The sequence below is a fragment of the Winogradskyella sp. 266wxhm genome, assembly GCF_058964685.1.
This window is the reverse complement of the sequence record NZ_CM179559.1, coordinates 1,568,952-1,590,326: the sequence shown is the minus strand read 5'-3', so window position 1 is coordinate 1,590,326 and position 21,375 is coordinate 1,568,952. Positions and strand designations below refer to the sequence as shown.

Below are 21,375 nucleotides of genomic sequence, written 5' to 3'. Positions count from 1 at the left end.
TTAAGTTGATTCAGTTAGTCAAATTTATTTGTTGATGTATACCCATCCTGTTTTCGATTTAGCACCACCTTCGTATATCACGGTATAGAAATAAGTTCCTACAGGAAGCTCATCACCACTGTTGGTTTGTCCGTGCCATTCATCGATATAGTTGCTTCTAGAGTATACTAGAGTACCGTTTCTGTTGAAAATCTTAAGCTCTGTTACATCGAACGGGCTTAAGTCGAAGGTATCGTTCTGTCCAGGTGATACACCAGGAGATATACCTTGAGGGAAATCACAGAAATCAAGTTCTACCACGTCTGTGTATACAGTGTTTGTACAACCCGTATCGTTGAACATGATCTCAGCAGAGTACTCACCGCTTAGTAGTACGCCACTGTCAAGGACAAGGTCGCTCTCACCGTTGATCTGAGTACCTTCATAGTACCAGCTTATGGTCACATCCTCTGCACTGAAGTTGGTAGGTATAAGAGCAATCTCAATGGATACCGTAGCACCTGGACATACTTCATAATCATATGATGGATCGAACGTGGCTTGTGGTACAGAACCAACAATTAACTCAAAAGAATTAATTACATAACAGTTTGAGAAGTTTACATCTTCAACTCTAACATAGACAGTAGTACTACCTGAAGTATATACATTAGGTAATGCGTTATTATTATTTTCAGCATCTTCTTGAGAATTATGATATGTAACATTGTAATTAGATGCATCTTGATTACCTAATACTATATTTGTATGAGCAAGTAAGTCAAAGTCTGCCATATCATCAATAAATCCATCTGAATCATCACATTCTTCAATGTTTTGACTCGTTGCTGTTTGGGTAGGTTGATTTATGATAAGACTGAAAGAATCAACATTAAAACAGCCAGTATCAGTATTCTCTAAACGAACATATATTATATCTCCATTAGAGCCCATATAAGGTGATGATAAAGCAGAAATATTATCTTCTGCATTTTCCATACTAGCATGATAAGAAATAGTATAATTTCCAGACAGCCCATTAAGCACAGTGGCATCATTGTCTGTCAATTGGAATTCAGTAGTTGTGTCTGCAGAACATGTTTCTAAATCCATTGGTGAGCCAATAGAAGGTGCAGGTTGAACTACTAAATCTACTTGAGACAATTGACGACAACCTAAATGATTGTCATTATATGCATCAGTATCTTCAACTCTAATAATTAAAGTTTCACCAGAAGAATTATAAGGTGAAGAAACAGCACCGATTGCTTGATTTGCATCAGAAGTACTAGTGTAATAAGTAACTGTGAAATCCGATCCTAAACCTAATGAGGCTGTTAGGGCGTCCAAGTCGAAATCTTCAACACCATCCATTTCAGGGCCATCACAAACAGTTAAGTTCTGAGAGGCAACACTTGGAGCTTCATCATAGAAATTTATTTCTACTAAAGCAGAAAAATATAATATACTTTGATCACAAATACCACCTAACACTTGAACTTGATATGTTCCAGATTCTGTAGCAGTATATGTAGGTAAGTCAGCACCTGGGATAACGAAACCATCTTGATACCAAACATATTGGTCAACACTATAGAATGTAGTAGCTTCTAAAGTTACACTGTCAAAACCACAGTAGTCTAATACTTCATCTGGGGTTGCCAAATCGGCAACATCATCTTCAATAGGCAAACCATCAACTTCCATGACAACGTCACAAACCACATCACAATTAGTTCCATCAGTAGGGCCTGAATCTTGAACAAATGTATAAGTACCTTCTTGTTGAGAGAAATTGGTTATTAAAATAACATAAACTGAATTTGCAGGAACATTAGAAAGCGTAATTGTTTCTGATGCTGTTGCAGAATAACTACAATCTGCAATGGTTTCAGGTAATAAATCTACACAACCACCTTGTTGATCTACAAATGGTCCCCAAACAATAAAGTCGATATCTAAACCTGTACCAGCTGCGTTAGTTTGATCTAAGCTAAATACATAGTCTCCAGCAAGATCAAAGTTAATAGTATTCCATTGCGGATCTGGTTGAGATCCTAAACAATCGTAATCTAAATATGGAGGTGCTGTTTGGTCACCAACTACACTTGGATATTCGATATCTGGATCAGCACAAATAGGTAATGCATCTAAACAATATGTTGGTGTACCTAATGTGCCAATACATAAATCAAATGAACTTGTTTCACTTACAGATCCATTAGAAAATACTCTAACATAGTAAGTATTACCTATAACTAAGGTTGGAGTGAGACTATAATCATCACTTGAACAATAAATTTCGGTTAAAGAACCGCATGAGCCTTCATAAACCGCATGATCTATATTAGTTGTACCTCCTGTAATATTAATAATTTGAATAATTTGCTGTTCACCTAAAGCTGTAAACTGAAACCAAACATCGTCATTAGGTGTCCCAGCACAACTTCCAGCAGGAACTCCTGAAGGAGTAGCAGCTAAGATTGTACCTGGTGTAACATCATTACAAGATTCACCATCATTAACAATAGCTACAGTAGCATTAATACATTCATCGTTGGTAGGAGGACAAGCTAATACTTCAAAAGTGTCACTACTTATAGTACAGTTATTATCTTGTTCATTCATTACGAATATTTTGACAGAAGAACCAAAAGGGAATGGTCCGGCTTGATATGTATCAACGGTTAGTGCCTGAATAGTATTGGCATCATAATCATTAGAAATTTCTAATGAAGCTGCATCACCCATACTTGTAACATCTACATCAATAAAGAATTGATTTCCTGCACAGTCTGGTACTGTTGTATAAGTAGCTTCAGGAAGCGTACATAATAATTCCTGTATGTTTACAGTAAAATCGAGCGTAACACCCCATGAACCATTATAACAAGGGTCAGGTGTTGATTGACCGAAGTCAGCTGTTCCGATACGCATTCTATGTTGTCCTATAGGTGCCGTTGCAGGCATTATAAAAGAAGCGTCAAGTATATGAGGGTTACCAGATCCGTTAGATTCCCCAGAGAAAACTAACTCAGAAGCATCAAAAATTAAATCATCGTTAAAGTCAATCCAAATATTAGCATCGTAAGTAAATGCATGTCCAAACTCAATTTCTACAGTGGTTTCTATACCTTGGAACACCGTTACTACAGGAGATGTATGGTTTTCATAAGTTACATCACCAAAGCTCGGAAAATCAAGTATATTAATAGCTACGTTATTAACACCATTTCCATCATTACTAGTTGGTTCAGAGACACAATATCCTGTAAAGAATTCTAGAGGTCCAGCAAAAGCACTAACATCACCAGCTCCACATACAGCTTGCACATAGAATTCATAATATGTATCTGCTGTAAGTCCGTTTATAGTATATGGGTTTGTTACACCTGTAACTACCGTACCAGTTCCTTGAGTAAAACCAGAAGGGCCATATTCAATATTCCAAGAGCCGGCAACAGCATCTGTCCAACTCACCTCAGTAGATGTAAGAGAAAGGTTTGTAGCTGTTAATTGAGTTGGACTAAAACAAGTTGGAGCCTCATCAAAAGTTACATCATCGATAGCGATATCATCGTAGAAATCACCAGTAACAATTTCTGAGAAAATAAATCTAGCTTGTACATCACCAGTAATGGTAAGTCCACTCAAATCAATGATCTTAAGTTCCCAACCAGACGTGTTAGTATTGTAAGTGCCCATATTGTTCCATGCAGCACCATCCCAAACTTCAACATCTAATTGAGAGTTAGCATTACCTTCATTATCGCTGATTTCATAAAAAGAAAGTGCAGGTGTTGTTAATGTAGAAACATCAACAAGAGGACTTGTTAGGGTTCTTACACCATCGTTACCTGAAGAATCACACCAAGCAAAATAGCCATTAGTTGCCGTTGTGCCTGTTATAGTTCCATTGTTTCCAATATGGTTAAATCCAGGGTCATCATCAAAAAACCAATCTTCACCACCATCCATAGTCCAACAAAGCGGTATAACACCACCATTTTCAAAACCTTCGGTATAAGGTGCTACGAAAGTAGAGCATTCTGTTGTAAAGGTAAAAGGACCAACCCAACCACTAAGTTCGCCGCCACAATTAGTCTGTACGTAGTATTCGTAATCTGTAGCAGGTGAAAGACCAGTTACAGTATAAGGATTAGTTACACCAGCATTTGTAGCTGTTCCTGTTGGAGGTGTACCAGCAGTAACCACTTCTATATTCCAATCAACAGCGCTACCACCTTGCGTCCAAGCTAATTCAGCAGAAGTAGCAGTGATTGCATTTGCCGTTAAAAATGTAGGATCAAAACAAGTTGGAGCCTCATCAAAAGTTACATCATCTATTGCTATGTCATCATAGAAGTCTGTGCCTACAATCTCAGAGAAGATGAACCTAGCTTGTACATCACCTGTAATTGTTAAAGTACTAATGTCAATAATTTTAAGTTCCCATCCAGCAGTATTGGTATTATAAGTCCCCATATTATTCCAAGCTGCACCATCCCAAACTTCAACATCGAGTTGTGAGTTGGCGTTACCTTCGTTATGGCTCAGTTCATAGAAAGAAAGCGCAGGTGTTGTTAATGCAGATACATCTACCAATGGACTTGTAAGAGTTCTTACACCATCAGTACCAGAAGAGTCACACCAAGCAAAATAGCCATTAGTTGCTGTTGTGCCTGTTATAGTTCCATTGTTTCCAATATGGTTAGCGCCAGGGCCATCATCAAAAAACCAATCTTCACCACCATCCATAGTCCAACAAAGTGGAATAGATCCACCATTTTCAAAACCTTCAGAATAAGGTGCTGTAAATGTCACACATTCTGTTGAAAAAGCAAAAGGACCAACCCAAGCACTTACATCTCCACCGCAATCAGCCTGAACATAGTAAACATAATTAGTAGCAGGAGTTAAACCAGTAATAGTATAAGGATTTGTGTTAGCTGTATGAGTAGGAGTTTCTGTTTGTGTTGAACCATCTGGAACAACTTCAATATTCCAATCTGTGGTACTCCCGTTTTCTGTCCAAGATAGTATTGCACTATCAGATGTTGTACTTATAACCGCTAGGTCAGATGGTTCAGGACAAGTAACTTCAAAAATAGTAACATCATCAAAACCAAAACCTTCATCAGTAACAGAGCCATCAGAACCAAATGCAATTCTAAAGATTACATTAGATTGGCCTCCTAAACCTGTAAGAGCATGTCTTGCTATAACCCAAGCATTAGTACCAGCAGTACCAGTACCAGACCAACCTTCTTGTTGGCCACCAGGATTACCATTTATAGTATCATCAGTATACCAATTGTTTGGGTCTCCATTTGCTCCAACATTAACCCAGTTAGTACCACCGTCAATTGAAGACTGAAGTACAGCACCATCCCAACTAAATTCAATATCATACCAGATACTTAATTCAATTGAAGGTGCAGATAATGAGGATAAATCAAACACAGGACTAGTAACCCAAGAGTTTTCGTTTGAGTTATAAGTACCAGAAAGATTAGTTACCCAAGCATTTGAACCAGAAGCGGCACTGTTGATTATAGCACCCGTAGGAGTACCAAGTGCCCAAGTGCCGTTTGTTGTGTTGTCGGCTACCCAACCACCATCGCCAGATTCAAAATCTTCTGAATACGGATAACTTGTAATTTGTGCATTAAGATGACTAGAAAACGCAAATACAAGTAAAAATAGAAATAGCGTAATTTTTTTCATTAGTAATCGGTTTGTTAATAAATATTGCCCTAACACTAATCGATTGATTAGGAAAGGGTTGGTTTGTCAGTTTTAATATAGAGGTTGTAATTGACGATTTTAAAGGCTGCTTAACCACTTTTTTTCGTCATCCCGAATATATGAAAAATGCCTATTAACGGTATGTTAACAATGTTAATATAGATTAACTACTGTATTAATCGATAAAAGGTTTGGATATATTTAGGAACTTTTTAGCTGAATAAATACAGGGAAATGATCACTATATCCACCTCTATATTTTTTACCAACGTATGTGCGAAAAGGTTGACCCTTATATTTTCCGTGGTATTGGGTTACAAATTTTGAATTAAAGACGTTTGCTTTAAAAAAACGTAAGTTAGAGGTGCTTAAGTCGAAGAAATTATTTGAAATCAATATTTGATCGAACATATTCCATTGAAAGTCATGATTCAAGCTTCCTTTGTCGTGTGATAAGACTGTTTTAAACGGATTGTAGAGTTCGCTTTCCTTTTCAAGAAGTTTGATGCTATTATCTTCTGGGTTGTCATTGAAGTCTCCCATAACAATGATTTTTGCATCAGAATCTTCTTTTTTAATTCTGTCTATAATAGAGTTAACAACTTTAGCAGCAGCTATACGTTTGTACTCTGTTTCTTTTTCTCCTTCTCGTCTAGATGACCAATGATTAACTATAATATTTAAATTTTCACCACCCAGTTTTCCTTGTACTAAAAGAACATCTCTAGTGTAATCTCTAAGTCCCATTTCGTTTTGTAAATAGACCGAAAATGTTTCTGAACTTTCAACAATAAAAAATTCACTTTTGTATAATAAAGCAACATCAATACCTCGTTCGTCCAAAGAGTCAAAATGTACAAACTCATATCCTTCATTTTCTAAATGCTCACTGTTTATTAAATCTGATAGTACATTATTATTTTCAACTTCAGCTAAACCAACAATAATAGGAGCAGGAGATTCTGAGTTATCGCCAATCTGTGAGATGACAGACCCCAATTTTCTCAATTTGTTTTGATAGCGTTTATAAGTCCAACGTTTGGCCGAAGTTGGTAAAAAATCATCGTCATTGGTATAAGGATCATTTTCAATATCAAATAGATTTTCGATATTGTAGAATGCTATAGTATAAATCTCAGGTTTTTCTATCATGGGATAAAAATATAGCTTTTTAAAAAATATGATAAGGAAAATCCATTTCCTTAACTTTGTACTTTAATTTATTTATGCTAGAGAAAAAAGATATAGAATTAGAGAGTGTAGTACTTATAGGTATTGTTACACAAGACCAAGATGAAGAAATGTCTAAGGAATACTTAGATGAGTTAGAATTCTTAACCTATACAGCGGGAGGAGATGTTGTAAAACGATTTACGCAGAAAATGACCATGCCAAATCCTAAAACCTTTATTGGTACAGGAAAGATGGATGAAGTAAAGGGGTTTGTGAAGGAAAACGAAATTGGCACCGTAATTTTTGATGATGAGCTTTCACCTGCTCAAGAGCGCAATATTAGCAAAATACTGAATTGTAAAATTCTAGATAGAACAAACCTTATTTTAGACATATTTGCACAGCGAGCACAAACCAGCTATGCCAGAACTCAGGTGGAATTAGCACAATGCGAATATTTACTACCTAGACTTAAAGGGATGTGGACACACCTTGAGCGACAAAAAGGTGGTATTGGTATGCGTGGTCCTGGTGAAACAGAAATTGAAACCGATAGACGTATCGTTCGAGATAAAATTTCACTTTTAAAAGCGAAGATAAAAACTATTGACAAGCAAATGGCTGTACAACGAGGTAATCGTGGTGCCATGGTGCGTGTTGCGCTTGTAGGCTATACCAATGTTGGTAAGTCTACTTTAATGAATGTGATTAGTAAAAGTGAGGTCTTTGCAGAAAATAAATTATTTGCTACGTTAGACACAACGGTTCGTAAAGTAGTGATAGGGAATCTTCCTTTTTTAGTAAGTGATACGGTAGGGTTTATCAGAAAGTTACCAACCCAATTGGTAGAATCTTTTAAAAGTACATTGGATGAAGTTAGGGAAGCTGATTTATTGCTTCATGTGGTAGATATTTCACATTCCAATTTTGAAGAACACATAGAGTCTGTAAATCAAATTTTAGATGAAATAGACAGCAAGGATAAGCCAACAATTATGGTGTTTAATAAGATTGATGCTTATGAACCAGAACCATTTGATGAAGAAGATCTGGCGGAAGAACGCACTAAATCCAATTATACTATTGACGAATGGAAAAAAACATGGATGTCTAGAATCGGTGATAACGCTTTGTTTATTTCAGCTTTGAATAAGGAAAATATGGACGAATTCAGAAAACGTGTTTATAAAGAGGTGAGAGATATTCACGTTACTCGCTTTCCGTACAATCATTTCTTATATCCAGACGTTGAAGATATAGAGTAATAAGATTTATTAATGAGGTCATCGCAATCGAACTTCAAAATTTGGATAAAAAAAGTGCTCAAAAACAAATGGGTTAAATGGCTACTGATAGTAGTGGGAGCAGTTTTTGTATTTCTTTTAGGACTTTATATTAGTATATATTTAGGACTTTTCGGAAAACTGCCAACGACTGAAGAATTAAGTTCTATTAAACATGAACAAGCTACACAGTTGCTAGACCGAAAGGGAGAATTAATAGGCAAATACTACATATTTGATAGACAACCCGTAAGTTTTGAAGATTTTCCTAAACATTTAATTGATGCTTTGGTCGCTACCGAAGATAGTCGGTTTTATGAGCACGATGGCATAGACAACATTAGTTTAATTCGTGTTTTTGTAAAGAATCTCATTCTTCAAGATAAAAGCGCGGGAGGTGGTAGTACTATTACACTTCAATTGGCTAAGAATTTATACGGTAGAAAAAACTATGCAATGTTTAGCATGCTCATTAATAAATTTAAAGAGTCTATTGTAGCAAAACGCATCGAAGAAATTTATTCAAAAGAAGAAATACTAACACTTTATCTTAATACGGTTCCTTTTTCAGATAATACTTATGGTATTGAAAGTGCGTCACTAAAGTTTTTTAATAAATCAGTTAAAGAACTTTCAAAAAATGAAGCAGCTACTTTGGTGGGAACGTTGAAAGCTAATTCATATTATAATCCGAGACTGCATCCTGAAAGATGTGAAGGCAGAAGAAATGTCGTTTTAAGTCAGATGGTGAATTATGGCTACCTTTCAAATGACTCTTTAGACTATTTTCAGAATCAGAAATTAGAACTAGATTATCATTCCTATAATCATGACTTAGGATTAGCTCCTTATTTTAGAGAAGAAGTAAAAAAACAATTGCTAAAACTTTTAGATTCTATAAAATCACCCGAAGGTGAAACCTATAATTTATATAGAGATGGTTTGGTAGTTCATACAACTTTAGATTATCAAATGCAGGAATATGCTGAAGAAGCTATGAAATCTCATCTTGAAAAACTACAGAGTGATTTTGAAGCATCTTTTGGAAAAAACACACCTTGGAAAGGCAATTCTCAAATTTTAAAATCTGCTATTGCCAAACTACCATTGGTAAAAAAATATAAGGAAGATGGTTTGTCCGATACTCAAATTATGGATTCTTTAAATGTAAAGCGAAATGTAGAATTGTTTGGTTGGAAAGGTGATACCATCAAAAATATTTCTGTTGTAGATAGCCTTCAACATTATTTAAAATTTTTAAATACAGGAATGCTTTCTATTGAGCCATCAACAGGAGCGGTTAGAACTTATATTGGTGGCATTGATTATCGTTTTTTCAAATACGATCATGTATCCCAAAGTGAGCGACAAGTGGGTTCAACATTCAAACCTTTTGTATATACTGCTGCCATTGAGGATGGATTAGATCCATGCACATACTTCTCGTTGAATAAAGTAACTTACACGGATTATGACGATTGGACTCCTTCAAACTCAGGAAGTAAAGAAGAAGATCCTTATATTAATTATACCTTGGAGAATGCTCTAAGCAATTCTGTAAATACCATTGCTGTAAAAGTTTTAGATAAGGTTGGCATTCCGAAAGTTATAGAGCAAGCAGAAAAATTAAATATAACACAAGAATTACCTGATAAACCGTCTTTGGCGCTTGGTGTTGCAGAAATTAACTTGAAAGAACTGACCGGAGCTTATGCCAGCTACGTTAATAATAGTAAGTCTGTAAAGCCGTTTTACATTACAAAAATAGAAGACAAAAACGGCAATGTTATCGCCAATTTTGAGCCTGAAATATCCAAAGACCAAGCTTATAATGACTACACAAGGCAAGTTATGTTAGAAATGATGAAGTCTACCGTTAATTCGGGCACAGCTTCACGATTGAGGTCTACTTACGGTTTGCGAAATGATATTGCTGGCAAAACAGGAACCACACAAGATAATAAAGACGGTTGGTTTGTGGCCTTAACACCAGATTTGGTAACGATCACTTGGGTTGGTAACGATAATCATAGTATCGGTTTTAAGTCTACAGGTTTAGGACAAGGGGCTAACTCAGCATTGCCAATTTTTGCTAAGTTCTACCAAAAGTTGAATAATGATTCGGATTATAAAAGTATTACAAATGCTAGGTTTGAAAAGGCTTCAAGTGAAGTGATTGAAGACTTAGACTGTGAGCCAGAAAAACGTGATGGCTTTTTTAAACGTTTGTTTAAAAAGAAGAATAAGAAGAAAAAATTTGATTAAAAAAGAGGTTGTCTAAAAATGAGAATCTGTCATTCTGAATTTATTTCAGAATCTGAAACGAGTTCAGATTGACAAAACAGTAACTTTTAGACAACCTTTTATACTTTAAAAGCCAGTTCTAATTACTAGAACTTATAGCTTAAACCAATAGTGTAATACGTTTGTAAATCGTTATCTACGTTGTCAAACGTTGGTTCATCTGCAGTTCCCATTGGATCGTATTGACCAAGTGCATAATTAAGCGCTTCTTGTTTGTTGCTTCTTAAAGCAAAATCAAAACCTACACCAATCATTTTCCATAATGTATAGCTAAATGAGTTAGTCCAAGTCCAGTTAGACAAGTCGCTATCTTCATAACTTTGGAAAGTTGAGAAGTTTGTTTTAAAAGCAATCGCTCCAATTTGTCTTGTATAATCTGCTACGATTTTAGCACCAGCAGAAGATTCAAAAACAGTATCGTTGTCTGCAAAAACAAAGTTGTAGTTCAATGGGTGAATCACTACAATTAAATTATCGATAGGTGTCCAAGTAGCACCAATACCAAGATCTAAATAACCCGGATCGTTAAAGTTGTTCAATAATGTAGTTCTATATTCCCCTAATGCAGATATAGCCCATTTTTCACCTAATTTAAAACCATAAAGTGATGAAATATTAAACACATCAGTAGTTGGTTCAAAATCTTCACTATCAGTTTCAATATCTTTATTATCTAATTTAACCCATGCCAAATTAGTTGTTAATGAGTTTCTCCAGAAATATTTTTCTTCAATTTTATTGGCAAAAGCGTTGAAAGTAAAACCAATATTACCCGAAGAGTTATTTGGAGCTCCTTGTGCATACCAGTTATTGAAGTTAGATAAACTACCACCAATAGTACCAAAAGCTCCAACTCGCCAACCAGGTAAGGCATCTATTTGAGCTTGAATAGCGTCAGCTTCTTTTTGAAACTTATCTGCTTGTGCTTGTTTCTCAGCTTTTTGAGCTTGTAGCTCTTCTTTAGTTTGTGCAAAACCAAAAAATACAGCGAACATTAAAGAAGCTGATAAAAGTAATTTTTTATTCATAATGGATTAAATTTTAATAACTTAAGTTGCAAATATAAGTCTTTGTCAATTTTTACCCACCACAAAGCGATAGAAATCAACATTATATTAGACTTGTTTTTCTAATGAAAGTCACATTTATTTTTTCTTGAATAGCGGAACTGAAGAACATGCTTCGCCAAACATTATAGACTTTGCAATAGGTTTTAGTTTTTGAGATAATAAAACCAAAGCATTAGATGGTACAGGTTTGTTAGAGCAACCTTTTATAATTACAGGCAAATCTTTATAAATACTGAGATCTAAGTCTGAAATAATTGAAGAATAAATCAGAGATTCTAAATCGTTAAGCTCACCAATAACAGAGAGTTTAGCATACTCTTGAAGTTGAATGGAAATAAGCATATAAGCCCAATCAGGAACAATAGCATCTGTTGAACAATATATTGCAACATAGCAATCTTGATATTGAGACCAATCGTTCTCAGCAACATGAAGTCTAAAATCTTTTTCTCTAAGGACTAGACCTTCAAGTAACCAATCTTTAATATCAATTTGAACACGTTTTCCAACTGGATAATAGTCTTCTAAATCAATGACTTTAAGTTTACTGTTAGCGACTCTATTTATAATTTCTTCTGCCATATTAAAGCATTCCGAGCTCTAATTTTGCTTCTTCGCTCATTAAATCTTGAGACCAAGGCGGATCAAAAGTAATTTCTACTTCTGCATCTTTAACCTCGTTGATAGATTTTACTTTTTCTTCAACTTCTAAAGGAAGGGTCTCAGCAACAGGACAGTTAGGTGTTGTTAAGGTCATTAGGATTTTAACATCGTAATCTTCATTAACAAAAACATCATAGATTAGTCCAAGTTCATATATGTCAACGGGAATCTCAGGGTCGAAAATAGTTTTTAAAACTCTAACTATTTTATCTCCAAGTACGTTAGTATCTATAGTGGAATCGCTCATATTAATTCAATTGTGTTTGGTATGCAATGGCATACATTTTTAATTGTTTTATCATGCTCACCAAGCCATTGGCTCTTGTTGGTGATAGATGCTCTTTAAGTCCAATTTCGTCAATAAAATCAGTATTGGCATCAATAATATCTTTTGGGTGTTGGTTAGAAAACACTCTAATCAATATTGCAATAATACCTTTGGTGATGATAGCATCACTATCGGCTGTAAAATTTACTTTTTCATCAACCATATCGGCATGAACCCAAACTTTACTTTGGCAGCCTTTTATGATATGATCTTCAGTTTTATATTTCTCATCTATTAAAGGCAATGTTTTCCCTAAGTCAATCATATATTGGTAACGTTCTTCCCAATCATCAAACATTGAAAACTCGTCAATAATTTCGTTTTGAATTTCTTCAATAGTCATAGTCTCATTCTTTAAAGCAAAATTACAAAATAGCTATTGCTTTATAACATTTTCTTTTATGGATAACACTTTATTAACTAAAGCTTCTATCTCTTTAGGTGGATTTCCATGGTCAAACTCTGGAGTCATGTAGTGAATATCACCAATTTGTAAAGCTAAGGTAGCAGCAAGCGCTGCATCTGTGGCTCTATTATCTGTAGGAGCTTCCAATTTTGAAATACTTTGTAGGTCAACAGCTTCCATTAAGGTTTTGAGTTCTGCCCAATCAGAAGAGTTAATGGAATGATTTGTTATAGTTTGTAATCCTCTATCTTTCGAAAATTTGATACTTTTTTCTGAAATATTGAAATACTCATAAATACCTCTTGAACTCGTTTCATAAATTACAGAAGGACCATTATTACCATAAGATTTTATTGGTTTCTCTTGAATATTTCTTGGCTTCCCTTCAACCTTACTTGCTAAAATAATGGTTTCTTCTCCGTCTAGAAGTGATAAAACACCGTCTTTTAGAGTGAATGTTTTTATAGCAATTAAAGCATTTAAAAATTCACTTTCTACTTTACCTATTTCTGGTCCACAGAATTTTTTAGTAGAACCAATTTTATCGAGCGATATGCTATCTCCTTCAACGGTATAACTACCAAAGAAATTATTACAACCAGAACGTCCTGAAACCCGATTTGTACCTTCCTCAAAGGTGATACTCAGGTTTGTAGAAAGTATATCTTGATTAACAAGTTTTGAAATGCTATAAGTTCCAAAAATAGGGTCTTGCATAGCTTTACTTTTTTCTGCAACATCTTTAGTTGATTTGCACGAAAATGCAGTAATTAAAACGGTAAATATGCTTAGTAAAAATTTCATCTTTAAGTGTTTTATTATTCTAAGTTACACTTTTGATGCCAAAGTTTTACGATAACATCATAATTGCTTTTTTAAGGGCAGTAATAAAGGTGTCAATTTCCTCTTTGGTATTATAAAACATAAACGAAGCTCTAACCGTACCTGGAATCTTAAAATAGTCCATAATCGGTTGTGCGCAGTGATGTCCTGTACGAACCGCAATACCCATTTTATCTAATATTGTTCCAATATCGTAAGGATGAATATCACCAACATTAAAAGAAATCACGGATGTTTTATGCTGTGAGGTACCATAGATTTTTACACCGTCAATAGCTTGTAACTGAGCTGTAGCGTATTCCAAAAGTTCGTTTTCGTAATTTGCTATCGTATCAAAACCAACATTGTTCATGTAATCAATAGCGGCGCCAAAAGCGATACCTCCACAAATATTAGGCGTTCCAGCTTCAAATTTATGAGGTAAATCTGCGTACGTGGTTTTCTCAAAGGTTACTTCTGCAATCATTTCGCCTCCTCCTTGATAAGGTGGTAATTTCTTTAGCCATTCTTCTTTACCATAAAGTGCGCCTACACCAGTTGGGCCACACATTTTGTGAGCAGAACACACATAGAAATCTACATCTAATTCTTGTACATCAGCTTTAATATGTGGTGCGGCTTGTGCTCCATCAACTAAAACTGCGGCACCAACTTTATGAGCCTTTTTTATTATGGTTTCAATAGGATTTACTGTACCAAGCGCGTTAGAAACATGATTAACAAAGACCAATTTAGTGTTTGCGTTTAAAAGTTTTTCAAATTCTGAAAGCACTAATTCTCCTTCAGTATTCATTGGAATTACCTTTAAACTTGCTCCTGTACGTTCGCAAAGCATTTGCCAAGGGACAATATTACTGTGATGTTCTAAAGCCGAAACTATAATTTCATCTCCCTTGTTTAAAAGAGAAGAAAAACCATTAGCTACTAAATTAATACCGTGAGTTGTGCCAGAAGTAAAAATAATCTCATAAGCTTTTGCGGCATTAAAGTGGTTTTGAATTTTAATACGCGCTTGCTCATAAGCATCGGTAGCTTCTTGGCTTAAGGCATGAACTCCTCTATGTATATTAGCATTGTAGTTAGAGTAGTAATCTACAATAACATCAATAACTGGTTGTGGAGTTTGCGATGTTGCTGCATTATCAAAATATATCAAAGGCTTACCATTAACCTTTCGATTTAGGATTGGAAAGTCTTGTCTTATTTTTTCGACATTAAAATCTATATGTGATTTTGCAACATTCATTTATAAATCAAACCCAATATTTACACCAAGTTTACCAGCAATAATTTTAGTAATTCTATTTTTTAATTCAGGTATTTTTACAGAATCTAAAACATTGTTACTAAAGGCAAACATCAAAAGTGCTCGTGCTTCTTTTTCTGGAATACCACGTGAGCGCAAGTAAAACATAGCACTTTCATCTAGCTGACCAATAGTACAACCGTGAGAACACTTTACGTCATCAGCAAAGATTTCAAGCTGAGGTTTAGTGTTTATGCTAGCTTTATCACTTAATAAAATATTGTTGTTGGCTTGAAACGCATCTGTTTTCTGAGCTTCTTTTTCTACTAAAACCTTTCCGTTGAAAACACCAGTAGAATTATCACCAAAAATACCTTTGTAATCTTGATGACTTTCGCAGTTAGGCTCTATATGGTGAACTAAAGTATTGTGATCTACATGTTGTTTATCACCAATAATAGTGATGCCTTTCATTGTAGAATCTATACGCTCACCATTTTGGTAAAAGTTGAGGTTGTTTCTTATTAATTTTCCGCCAAAAGAGAACGTATGTACTTTTACAATACTTTCTTGCTTTTGGTTGATGAATGTATTGTCTATCAATGATGCTGATTGATTATCATTCTGAATTTTATAATAATCTACAATAGCACGTTTGTTACCAAAAATCTCAGTTACAGAATTAGTTAAAACAGGATTTTCTGTTAAACTCTGATGACGTTCAATAATTTGAACATGAGAATTCTCATCTACAATAACTAAGTTACGAGGTTGTAACATTAAAGCAGCTTCATTTCCTGTTGAAAAATGAAGAATTTGAATAGGTTTATCTACTAACTTATTCTTTGGAATATGAATAAAAGCACCTTCTGCAGAAAACGCCGTATTCAAAGCTGATAAACTATCTTTGGTTGCTATTTTATTGAAATAGTTTTCAATGACAATTCTATATTTTGGCTTTGTTAAAGCCGCAGACATTAAGCAAACATCTAAACCATCATGAGTGGTTTGTGATAAGTAAGAAGAATACTTTCCGTCAATAAATACAATCTTATACGAATCAATATCGTGTATAAAGTATTTCTTAATGTCTTTAAATTCTAGAGCATTTTCATTTTTTGGAAATACGCTATAATCGTGCTTTAAAATGGAGTTAAGAGAAGTATATTTCCAAGCCTCTTGTTTTTTGGTAGGAAAGCCTTCGTCTTCAAATGTTTTTATAGCTTCGCTTCGTATATCATGAACAGGAGAGTTCACATCTACTGTGTCCTCAAAAGCCATAAATGACGATACTAATTTTTCTTTTAAACTCATATAATTTGGTTCTTAGTGTTTAGTTTTTTGTCTCTAGTATAGATTAACCAAAGACTGTTACTATTACTAAATTTATGCGTTTGCTTCTTCTTTTATCCAGTCGTAACCTTTAGCTTCTAACTCATGCGCTAATTCTTTTGTACCTGACTTAACAATACGTCCGTTGTAAAGTACATGTACATAATCTGGAACGATATAATCTAATAAACGTTGGTAGTGTGTAATTACAATAACAGCGTTGTCTTTACATTTTAACTTGTTAACTCCATTGGCTACAATTCTTAAGGCATCGATATCTAAACCAGAATCTGTTTCATCAAGAATTGCTAGTTTTGGCTCTAACATAGCCATTTGAAAAATCTCGTTACGTTTTTTTTCTCCACCAGAAAAACCTTCGTTAAGAGAACGTGATAAAAACTTTCTATCGATTTCTAAAAGCTCAGATTTCTCACGAATCATCTTTAGCATTTCATTTGCTGGCATATCTTCTAAACCTTTAGCTTTACGAGTTTCGTTTATAGCAGTTTTCATAAAGTTAGTAACACTAACTCCAGGAATTTCTACAGGATATTGAAATGATAAGAAAACACCTTTATGAGCGCGTTCTTCTGCAGCAAGTTCATCAATGTTTTCGCCTTCTAGCATAATTTCGCCTTCGCCAACTTCATATTCTTCTTTACCTGCAATTACAGAAGCTAAGGTACTTTTACCAGAACCATTTGGTCCCATGATAGCATGAACTTCGCCTGGTTTTACTTCTAAGTTTATACCTTTTAAAATTTCTTTATCTTCTACACTTGCGTGTAAGTTATTGATCTTTAACATAGTTTTAGTTTGCTAATTTTATAACGTCTTCTTTATTTGGATCTGGTGCTTCCACCTTTAATATTTCTTTAATTTCTACGCGCCATGGCCAACCTTCTTCTCCTTCAGGTTTTGCTATTTTTTTTACTCTAACAGTTACAGGAACCATATCGGTAGCTTCTTTTTGAAATGGTTGTATTTGTTTAGCCAGTTGATGCATATTTTCATCAATTACTACACCATATATTTCGCTGGTAGTTTGAAAAACCGCGGCATCTGCATAATATACAAACTCACCTTTCATGGTTATAAAACCATCATTTTGATCGTAAGATTTTGCGCGATTTTCTTCGAGATTTACCGCTTTATTTTCTTCGTTTTTGCAAGCGAATAAAGCTAAGCATACTAAGATGGCTAGACTAAGTTTTTTCATTTTCAAAGTTTTATCCTACGGAACCTTCTAAACTGATTTCAAGTAATTTTTGAGCTTCTACAGCAAATTCCATTGGGAGCTTGTTTAATACTTCTTTACTAAACCCATTAACAATAAGGGCAATAGCTTTTTCTGTATCTATACCACGTTGGTTACAGTAAAAAATTTGGTCTTCACCAATTTTACTTGTGGTAGCTTCGTGCTCAATTTGTGCCGATTTATTTTTAGCTTCAATATATGGGAATGTGTGTGCTCCACATTCATTACCCATTAATAAACTGTCGCACTGAGAGAAGTTACGAGCATTTTCTGCTCTAGAATTTATTTGAACCAATCCACGGTAAGAGTTTTGAGATTTACCGGCAGAAATACCTTTTGATATAATTGTTGACTTAGTATTTTTACCTAAGTGAACCATTTTGGTTCCTGTATCAGCTTGTTGGAAATTGTTAGTTACAGCAATAGAGTAGAATTCGCCAACTGAATTATCACCTTTCAGGACACAACTAGGATATTTCCATGTTACAGCACTTCCGGTTTCAACTTGTGTCCATGAAATTTTTGCGTTTTTCTCACAAAGTCCACGCTTAGTTACAAAGTTGAAAACACCACCTTTACCTTCAGAATTTCCTGGATACCAGTTTTGAACGGTTGAATATTTTATCTCAGCATCATCTAAAGCAATTAACTCTACAACGGCTGCATGCAACTGATTTTCATCTCTGCTTGGAGCTGTACAACCTTCAAGATAAGATACGTAGCTACCTTCATCTGCAACAACTAGAGTTCTTTCAAACTGACCAGTTCCTGCTTGGTTGATACGAAAATACGTTGATAATTCCATTGGACAACGAACTCCTTTTGGTATGTAACAGAACGAACCGTCACTAAATACAGCAGAATTTAAAGCGGCATAAAAATTATCTTTTTGCGGAACAACCGTACCAATGTATTTCTTTACAAGTTCAGGATGCTCTTTTATAGCCTCAGAAATAGAACAGAAAATAATACCTTTTTCGGCTAATGTTTTCTTAAAAGTAGTTGCTACAGATACAGAATCCATAACAATATCTACAGCAACACCAGCCAATTTCTTTTGTTCATCTAATGAAATACCTAATTTGTTGAAAGTTTCTAACAATTCAGGATCTACTTCATCAAGACTATCGTATTTAGGTTTTTTGTTTGGTGCAGAATAGTAAGAAATGGTTTGAAAATCGGGCTTTTCATAATGCACATTGGCCCAATCTGGTTCGGTCATTTCTTTCCAAGCTTTAAAAGCATTTAGTCGCCATTCGGTCATCCATTCTGGTTCTTCTTTTTTCTTGGAAATAGCAATTACAATTTCTTCATTTAGACCAACAGGAAAAGTATCAGATTCAATATCTGTATAAAAACCATATTCATATTCTTTGGTTTTTAATTCTTCTCTTAAGTCGTCTTCGGTATATTTACTCATTGCGTATTATTCTGAGTTTTAAAAATTTTTAAAAGTCTTCCCTTTAGGAAGATTTAGATGGGCTTATAGCGAAAAAGATTCGCCACAACCACAAGTTCTATTAGCGTTTGGGTTATTAAAAACAAAGCCTGTTCCGTTTAATCCGCCAGAATATTCTAGGGTAGTACCAATAAGATACAGAAAACTTTTTTTGTCAACTATAATTTTTACGTCGTTATCTTCAAAGACTTTATCATCTTCAGCTTTGGCGTTGTCAAATTTTAAATCATAAGACAGACCAGAGCAACCACCACTTTTAACACCTACACGAATGTAGTCTGTGCTTGGGTTAAAGCCATCATCATTCATTAACTCAATGACTTTCTTTTTTGCAGTATCAGAAACTTTTATCATATCCTTATATACATTTGCTCTAAATAGAGGGCAAAGATACGATATAAGTATGGCTTTACCATATTACCTAACATTATATTAGAATATGATTTAATAGAAGTAATTTATTATTAGGGGAATCCCTTAAAATATAGTGTTTACGATGCTTTCAGTTTTGAAAAGCGTCGTGTGAGATAATACAATTCCTTGAGTGTATCTTTTATTTGACTGTTCGAAACTGTATTGGTATCAAAATTACCATGCTCATCTGTTAAAACTACAGTATCACAATGTGTACATGTAAACTCTGCTGTATGGTCTATGTTGGTTTTTGATCTGATATAATTGTGACCAAAGATGGCACAGGATAGGGATTTCTCTGTGGTAGGTTTCATAATAAGTTTAAGTTCATTAGGGCGATACAATTAACTAAAAATTATAAAAAAAGACGCTAAAAGGTTTTATTTTTCGATGAAATACACGGTTTAGATGAATTTCTCTTACAAAAGCGTTTAAAAAAGTTAGTTTTTCAATTATTGTAAGCAAGACAAAGTTTTATGATTCTAAAGAGAATAATGACTTAGAATAACTTAGCTATCAGAAGATTTCTAGCAAATTGTATCATAAAATACGGTATTAATACAGAACTATTTAAAAAAGCATAATACTTTTGCATTATGATAGAAGATAAAAACCCAAAGCGTACTCCTTTGAGTGAGTTAGGTGAGTTCAAACTTATTGAACACCTTACGGAACATTTTAAAATAACTCAGAAATCAACAATAAAAGGAATTGGTGACGACGCTGCCGTATTAGATTATGGTAAAAAGCAAGTGGTTGTGTCCACAGATTTATTGGTTGAAGGCATTCATTTTGATTTGAGTTATGTACCATTAAAGCATTTAGGTTATAAATCTGTGATGGTAAATTTATCGGATATTTATGCTATGAATGCGACAGCAACTCAAGTTACAGTGTCTATTGCTGTTTCTAATCGCTTTCCTTTGGAAGCTTTAGAAGAGTTATATGCAGGAATTACTACTGCTGCTGAAATCTATAATGTTGATGTTGTTGGTGGCGATACGACGTCTTCTACTTCTGGATTGATTATTTCTGTAACTGCGATAGGTGAAGTAGAAAGCGACAAAGCTGTTTTAAGATCTGGAGCACAACCTAACGATTTATTAGTGGTTAGTGGTGATTTGGGTGGAGCATACATGGGACTTCAAGTTTTGGAACGTGAGAAAGAAGTTTTCAAGGTTAATCCTCAGAGTCAACCAGACTTATCAATGTATACTTATATAATTGAGCGTCAATTAAAACCTGAAGCTAGAAAAGATATCATTGAATTGTTGAAACAATTAGAGGTAAAGCCAACTAGTATGATTGATATCAGTGACGGCTTATCTTCTGAAATTATTCATTTGTGTAAACAAAGTAAAGTTGGTGCTGACGTTTACGAAAATAAAATTCCACTAGATCCTCAAGTTATTTCTACATGTGAGGAATTTGAAATAGATAGCACAACAATTGCTTTGAATGGTGGAGAAGATTATGAGTTATTAATGACAATCTCTCAAGAAGATTATCCTAAAATTAAAGGAAATCCTAATTTAACGGTTATTGGATATATTGCAGAAGAAAGTAGAGGTATGCACCTTGTAACACGAGCAGAAGAAAAAATTCCGATTATTGCTAAAGGTTGGAATGCGCTTAATAATCAAGCATAAAGAGTTTTTGACTCTTTTCTAAGCGTTTGAGATGAACGCGATGCAATACAGAATTGATTTCTTTGAACTTTGGAGTTAATGGAATGAAGTTGCCATTGCCATCAATAGTCATTTCAGATTTACAGTGTTTACACTTGTATTCTTTAACATGATAGGTCACGGTTTTAGAGACTTTATAATCATGTCCGAATAAAGAGCAGTAAAGGTTTTTCATTTTTTT

The 21,375-nt window shown here is 34.5% G+C and carries 18 protein-coding genes; 3 read left to right on the top strand and 15 right to left on the bottom strand.

The annotated features are described in order from the left end of the window. Positions 1 to 24: 24 nt before the first annotated feature. Together AC2H4K_RS06890 and AC2H4K_RS06885 are read right to left on the bottom strand one after the other, a co-directional pair. Positions 25 to 5,706: an FIDD domain-containing protein gene (locus AC2H4K_RS06890; RefSeq protein ID WP_493742999.1), complete on the bottom strand. Its 5,682-nt coding sequence runs from the start codon at positions 5,704 to 5,706 to the stop codon at positions 25 to 27. A gap of 222 nt (positions 5,707 to 5,928) precedes the next feature. Beyond that, positions 5,929 to 6,879 (bottom strand): endonuclease/exonuclease/phosphatase family protein, encoded by a 951-nt coding sequence (locus AC2H4K_RS06885; RefSeq protein ID WP_281140565.1) that lies wholly within the window; start codon positions 6,877 to 6,879, stop codon positions 5,929 to 5,931. 74 nt (positions 6,880 to 6,953) lie between these two features. Between AC2H4K_RS06885 and hflX the strand changes: the two genes are divergently transcribed. Continuing rightward, positions 6,954 to 8,165 (top strand): GTPase HflX, encoded by a 1,212-nt coding sequence (gene hflX, locus AC2H4K_RS06880; RefSeq protein ID WP_493742998.1) that lies wholly within the window; start codon positions 6,954 to 6,956, stop codon positions 8,163 to 8,165. A 54-nt stretch (positions 8,166 to 8,219) separates the two neighbouring features. Then, positions 8,220 to 10,448 (top strand): penicillin-binding protein 1A, encoded by a 2,229-nt coding sequence (locus AC2H4K_RS06875; RefSeq protein ID WP_493742997.1) that lies wholly within the window; start codon positions 8,220 to 8,222, stop codon positions 10,446 to 10,448. 125 nt (positions 10,449 to 10,573) lie between these two features. On the opposite strand, the gene AC2H4K_RS06870 is transcribed toward AC2H4K_RS06875, so the two are convergent. The 12 genes from AC2H4K_RS06870 to AC2H4K_RS06815 all read right to left on the bottom strand — a co-directional run bounded on the left by AC2H4K_RS06870 (position 10,574) and on the right by AC2H4K_RS06815 (position 19,820). Beyond that, positions 10,574 to 11,515 (bottom strand): DUF3078 domain-containing protein, encoded by a 942-nt coding sequence (locus AC2H4K_RS06870; protein WP_281140562.1) that lies wholly within the window; start codon positions 11,513 to 11,515, stop codon positions 10,574 to 10,576. Between the two features lie 117 nt (positions 11,516 to 11,632). Continuing rightward, the gene (locus AC2H4K_RS06865) at positions 11,633 to 12,139 is read right to left on the bottom strand and encodes a DUF2480 family protein (protein WP_281140561.1); all 507 of its coding nucleotides are present in this window, start codon (positions 12,137 to 12,139) and stop codon (positions 11,633 to 11,635) included. 1 nt (position 12,140) lies between these two features. Further along, positions 12,141 to 12,467 carry a DUF59 domain-containing protein gene (locus tag AC2H4K_RS06860; protein WP_281140560.1) on the bottom strand — a complete coding sequence of 109 codons (327 nt, stop codon included), beginning with the start codon at positions 12,465 to 12,467 and terminating at the stop codon, positions 12,141 to 12,143. Position 12,468: 1 nt separating this feature from the next. Beyond that, the gene (locus AC2H4K_RS06855; RefSeq protein WP_281140559.1) at positions 12,469 to 12,891 is read right to left on the bottom strand and encodes a SufE family protein; all 423 of its coding nucleotides are present in this window, start codon (positions 12,889 to 12,891) and stop codon (positions 12,469 to 12,471) included. 33 nt (positions 12,892 to 12,924) lie between these two features. Next, entirely contained in the window at positions 12,925 to 13,758 is an 834-nt protein-coding gene (locus AC2H4K_RS06850; protein ID WP_281140558.1) for an META domain-containing protein, read from the bottom strand. A 46-nt stretch (positions 13,759 to 13,804) separates the two neighbouring features. Further along, entirely contained in the window at positions 13,805 to 15,043 is a 1,239-nt protein-coding gene (locus AC2H4K_RS06845; protein ID WP_281140557.1) for an aminotransferase class V-fold PLP-dependent enzyme, read from the bottom strand. Further along, positions 15,044 to 16,357 carry a Fe-S cluster assembly protein SufD gene (gene sufD, locus AC2H4K_RS06840; RefSeq protein WP_281140556.1) on the bottom strand — a complete coding sequence of 438 codons (1,314 nt, stop codon included), beginning with the start codon at positions 16,355 to 16,357 and terminating at the stop codon, positions 15,044 to 15,046. It lies immediately after the preceding gene. Positions 16,358 to 16,429: 72 nt separating this feature from the next. Beyond that, entirely contained in the window at positions 16,430 to 17,182 is a 753-nt protein-coding gene (gene sufC / locus AC2H4K_RS06835) for a Fe-S cluster assembly ATPase SufC (protein WP_281140555.1), read from the bottom strand. A gap of 4 nt (positions 17,183 to 17,186) precedes the next feature. Beyond that, a complete protein-coding gene (locus tag AC2H4K_RS06830; protein ID WP_281140554.1) occupies positions 17,187 to 17,594 on the bottom strand; it encodes a hypothetical protein in 408 nt (135 codons plus the stop codon). A gap of 10 nt (positions 17,595 to 17,604) precedes the next feature. Further along, on the bottom strand, positions 17,605 to 19,053 hold the full coding sequence (sufB, locus tag AC2H4K_RS06825) for a Fe-S cluster assembly protein SufB (protein ID WP_281140553.1): 1,449 nt from the start codon (positions 19,051 to 19,053) through the stop codon (positions 17,605 to 17,607). 63 nt (positions 19,054 to 19,116) lie between these two features. Further along, positions 19,117 to 19,446: a HesB/IscA family protein gene (locus AC2H4K_RS06820; protein ID WP_281140552.1), complete on the bottom strand. Its 330-nt coding sequence runs from the start codon at positions 19,444 to 19,446 to the stop codon at positions 19,117 to 19,119. Between the two features lie 137 nt (positions 19,447 to 19,583). After that, positions 19,584 to 19,820, bottom strand: a complete 237-nt coding sequence (locus AC2H4K_RS06815; RefSeq protein WP_281140551.1) for a DUF1660 family phage protein — start codon at positions 19,818 to 19,820, stop codon at positions 19,584 to 19,586. 282 nt (positions 19,821 to 20,102) lie between these two features. On the opposite strand from AC2H4K_RS06815, the gene thiL reads away from it, so the two are divergent. Continuing rightward, positions 20,103 to 21,155 (top strand): thiamine-phosphate kinase, encoded by a 1,053-nt coding sequence (gene thiL / locus AC2H4K_RS06810; RefSeq protein WP_281140550.1) that lies wholly within the window; start codon positions 20,103 to 20,105, stop codon positions 21,153 to 21,155. Here the strand turns inward: thiL and AC2H4K_RS06805 are convergent. Further along, the gene (locus AC2H4K_RS06805) at positions 21,139 to 21,369 is read right to left on the bottom strand and encodes a DUF1660 family phage protein (RefSeq protein ID WP_281140549.1); all 231 of its coding nucleotides are present in this window, start codon (positions 21,367 to 21,369) and stop codon (positions 21,139 to 21,141) included. The genes thiL and AC2H4K_RS06805 overlap by 17 nt on opposite strands. Positions 21,370 to 21,375 lie beyond the last annotated feature (6 nt).

Bases quoted from the DNA above. Each gene is read 5' to 3' on its own strand.
- sufD (WP_281140556.1), bottom strand. From the start codon at position 16,357: ATGAGTTTAAAAGAAAAATTAGTATCGTCATTTATGGCTTTTGAGGAC.
- hflX (WP_493742998.1), top strand. From the start codon at position 6,954: ATGCTAGAGAAAAAAGATATAGAATTAGAGAGTGTAGTACTTATAGGT.
- AC2H4K_RS06830 (WP_281140554.1), bottom strand. From the start codon at position 17,594: ATGAAAAAACTTAGTCTAGCCATCTTAGTATGCTTAGCTTTATTCGCT.
- AC2H4K_RS06870 (WP_281140562.1), bottom strand. From the start codon at position 11,515: ATGAATAAAAAATTACTTTTATCAGCTTCTTTAATGTTCGCTGTATTT.
- AC2H4K_RS06845 (WP_281140557.1), bottom strand. From the start codon at position 15,043: ATGAATGTTGCAAAATCACATATAGATTTTAATGTCGAAAAAATAAGA.
- AC2H4K_RS06820 (WP_281140552.1), bottom strand. From the start codon at position 19,446: ATGATAAAAGTTTCTGATACTGCAAAAAAGAAAGTCATTGAGTTAATG.
- AC2H4K_RS06865 (WP_281140561.1), bottom strand. From the start codon at position 12,139: ATGGCAGAAGAAATTATAAATAGAGTCGCTAACAGTAAACTTAAAGTC.
- AC2H4K_RS06815 (WP_281140551.1), bottom strand. From the start codon at position 19,820: ATGAAACCTACCACAGAGAAATCCCTATCCTGTGCCATCTTTGGTCAC.
- AC2H4K_RS06890 (WP_493742999.1), bottom strand. From the start codon at position 5,706: ATGAAAAAAATTACGCTATTTCTATTTTTACTTGTATTTGCGTTTTCT.
- sufB (WP_281140553.1), bottom strand. From the start codon at position 19,053: ATGAGTAAATATACCGAAGACGACTTAAGAGAAGAATTAAAAACCAAA.
- AC2H4K_RS06860 (WP_281140560.1), bottom strand. From the start codon at position 12,467: ATGAGCGATTCCACTATAGATACTAACGTACTTGGAGATAAAATAGTT.
- AC2H4K_RS06855 (WP_281140559.1), bottom strand. From the start codon at position 12,891: ATGACTATTGAAGAAATTCAAAACGAAATTATTGACGAGTTTTCAATG.
- AC2H4K_RS06885 (WP_281140565.1), bottom strand. From the start codon at position 6,879: ATGATAGAAAAACCTGAGATTTATACTATAGCATTCTACAATATCGAA.
- AC2H4K_RS06805 (WP_281140549.1), bottom strand. From the start codon at position 21,369: ATGAAAAACCTTTACTGCTCTTTATTCGGACATGATTATAAAGTCTCT.
- AC2H4K_RS06850 (WP_281140558.1), bottom strand. From the start codon at position 13,758: ATGAAATTTTTACTAAGCATATTTACCGTTTTAATTACTGCATTTTCG.
- sufC (WP_281140555.1), bottom strand. From the start codon at position 17,182: ATGTTAAAGATCAATAACTTACACGCAAGTGTAGAAGATAAAGAAATT.
- thiL (WP_281140550.1), top strand. From the start codon at position 20,103: ATGATAGAAGATAAAAACCCAAAGCGTACTCCTTTGAGTGAGTTAGGT.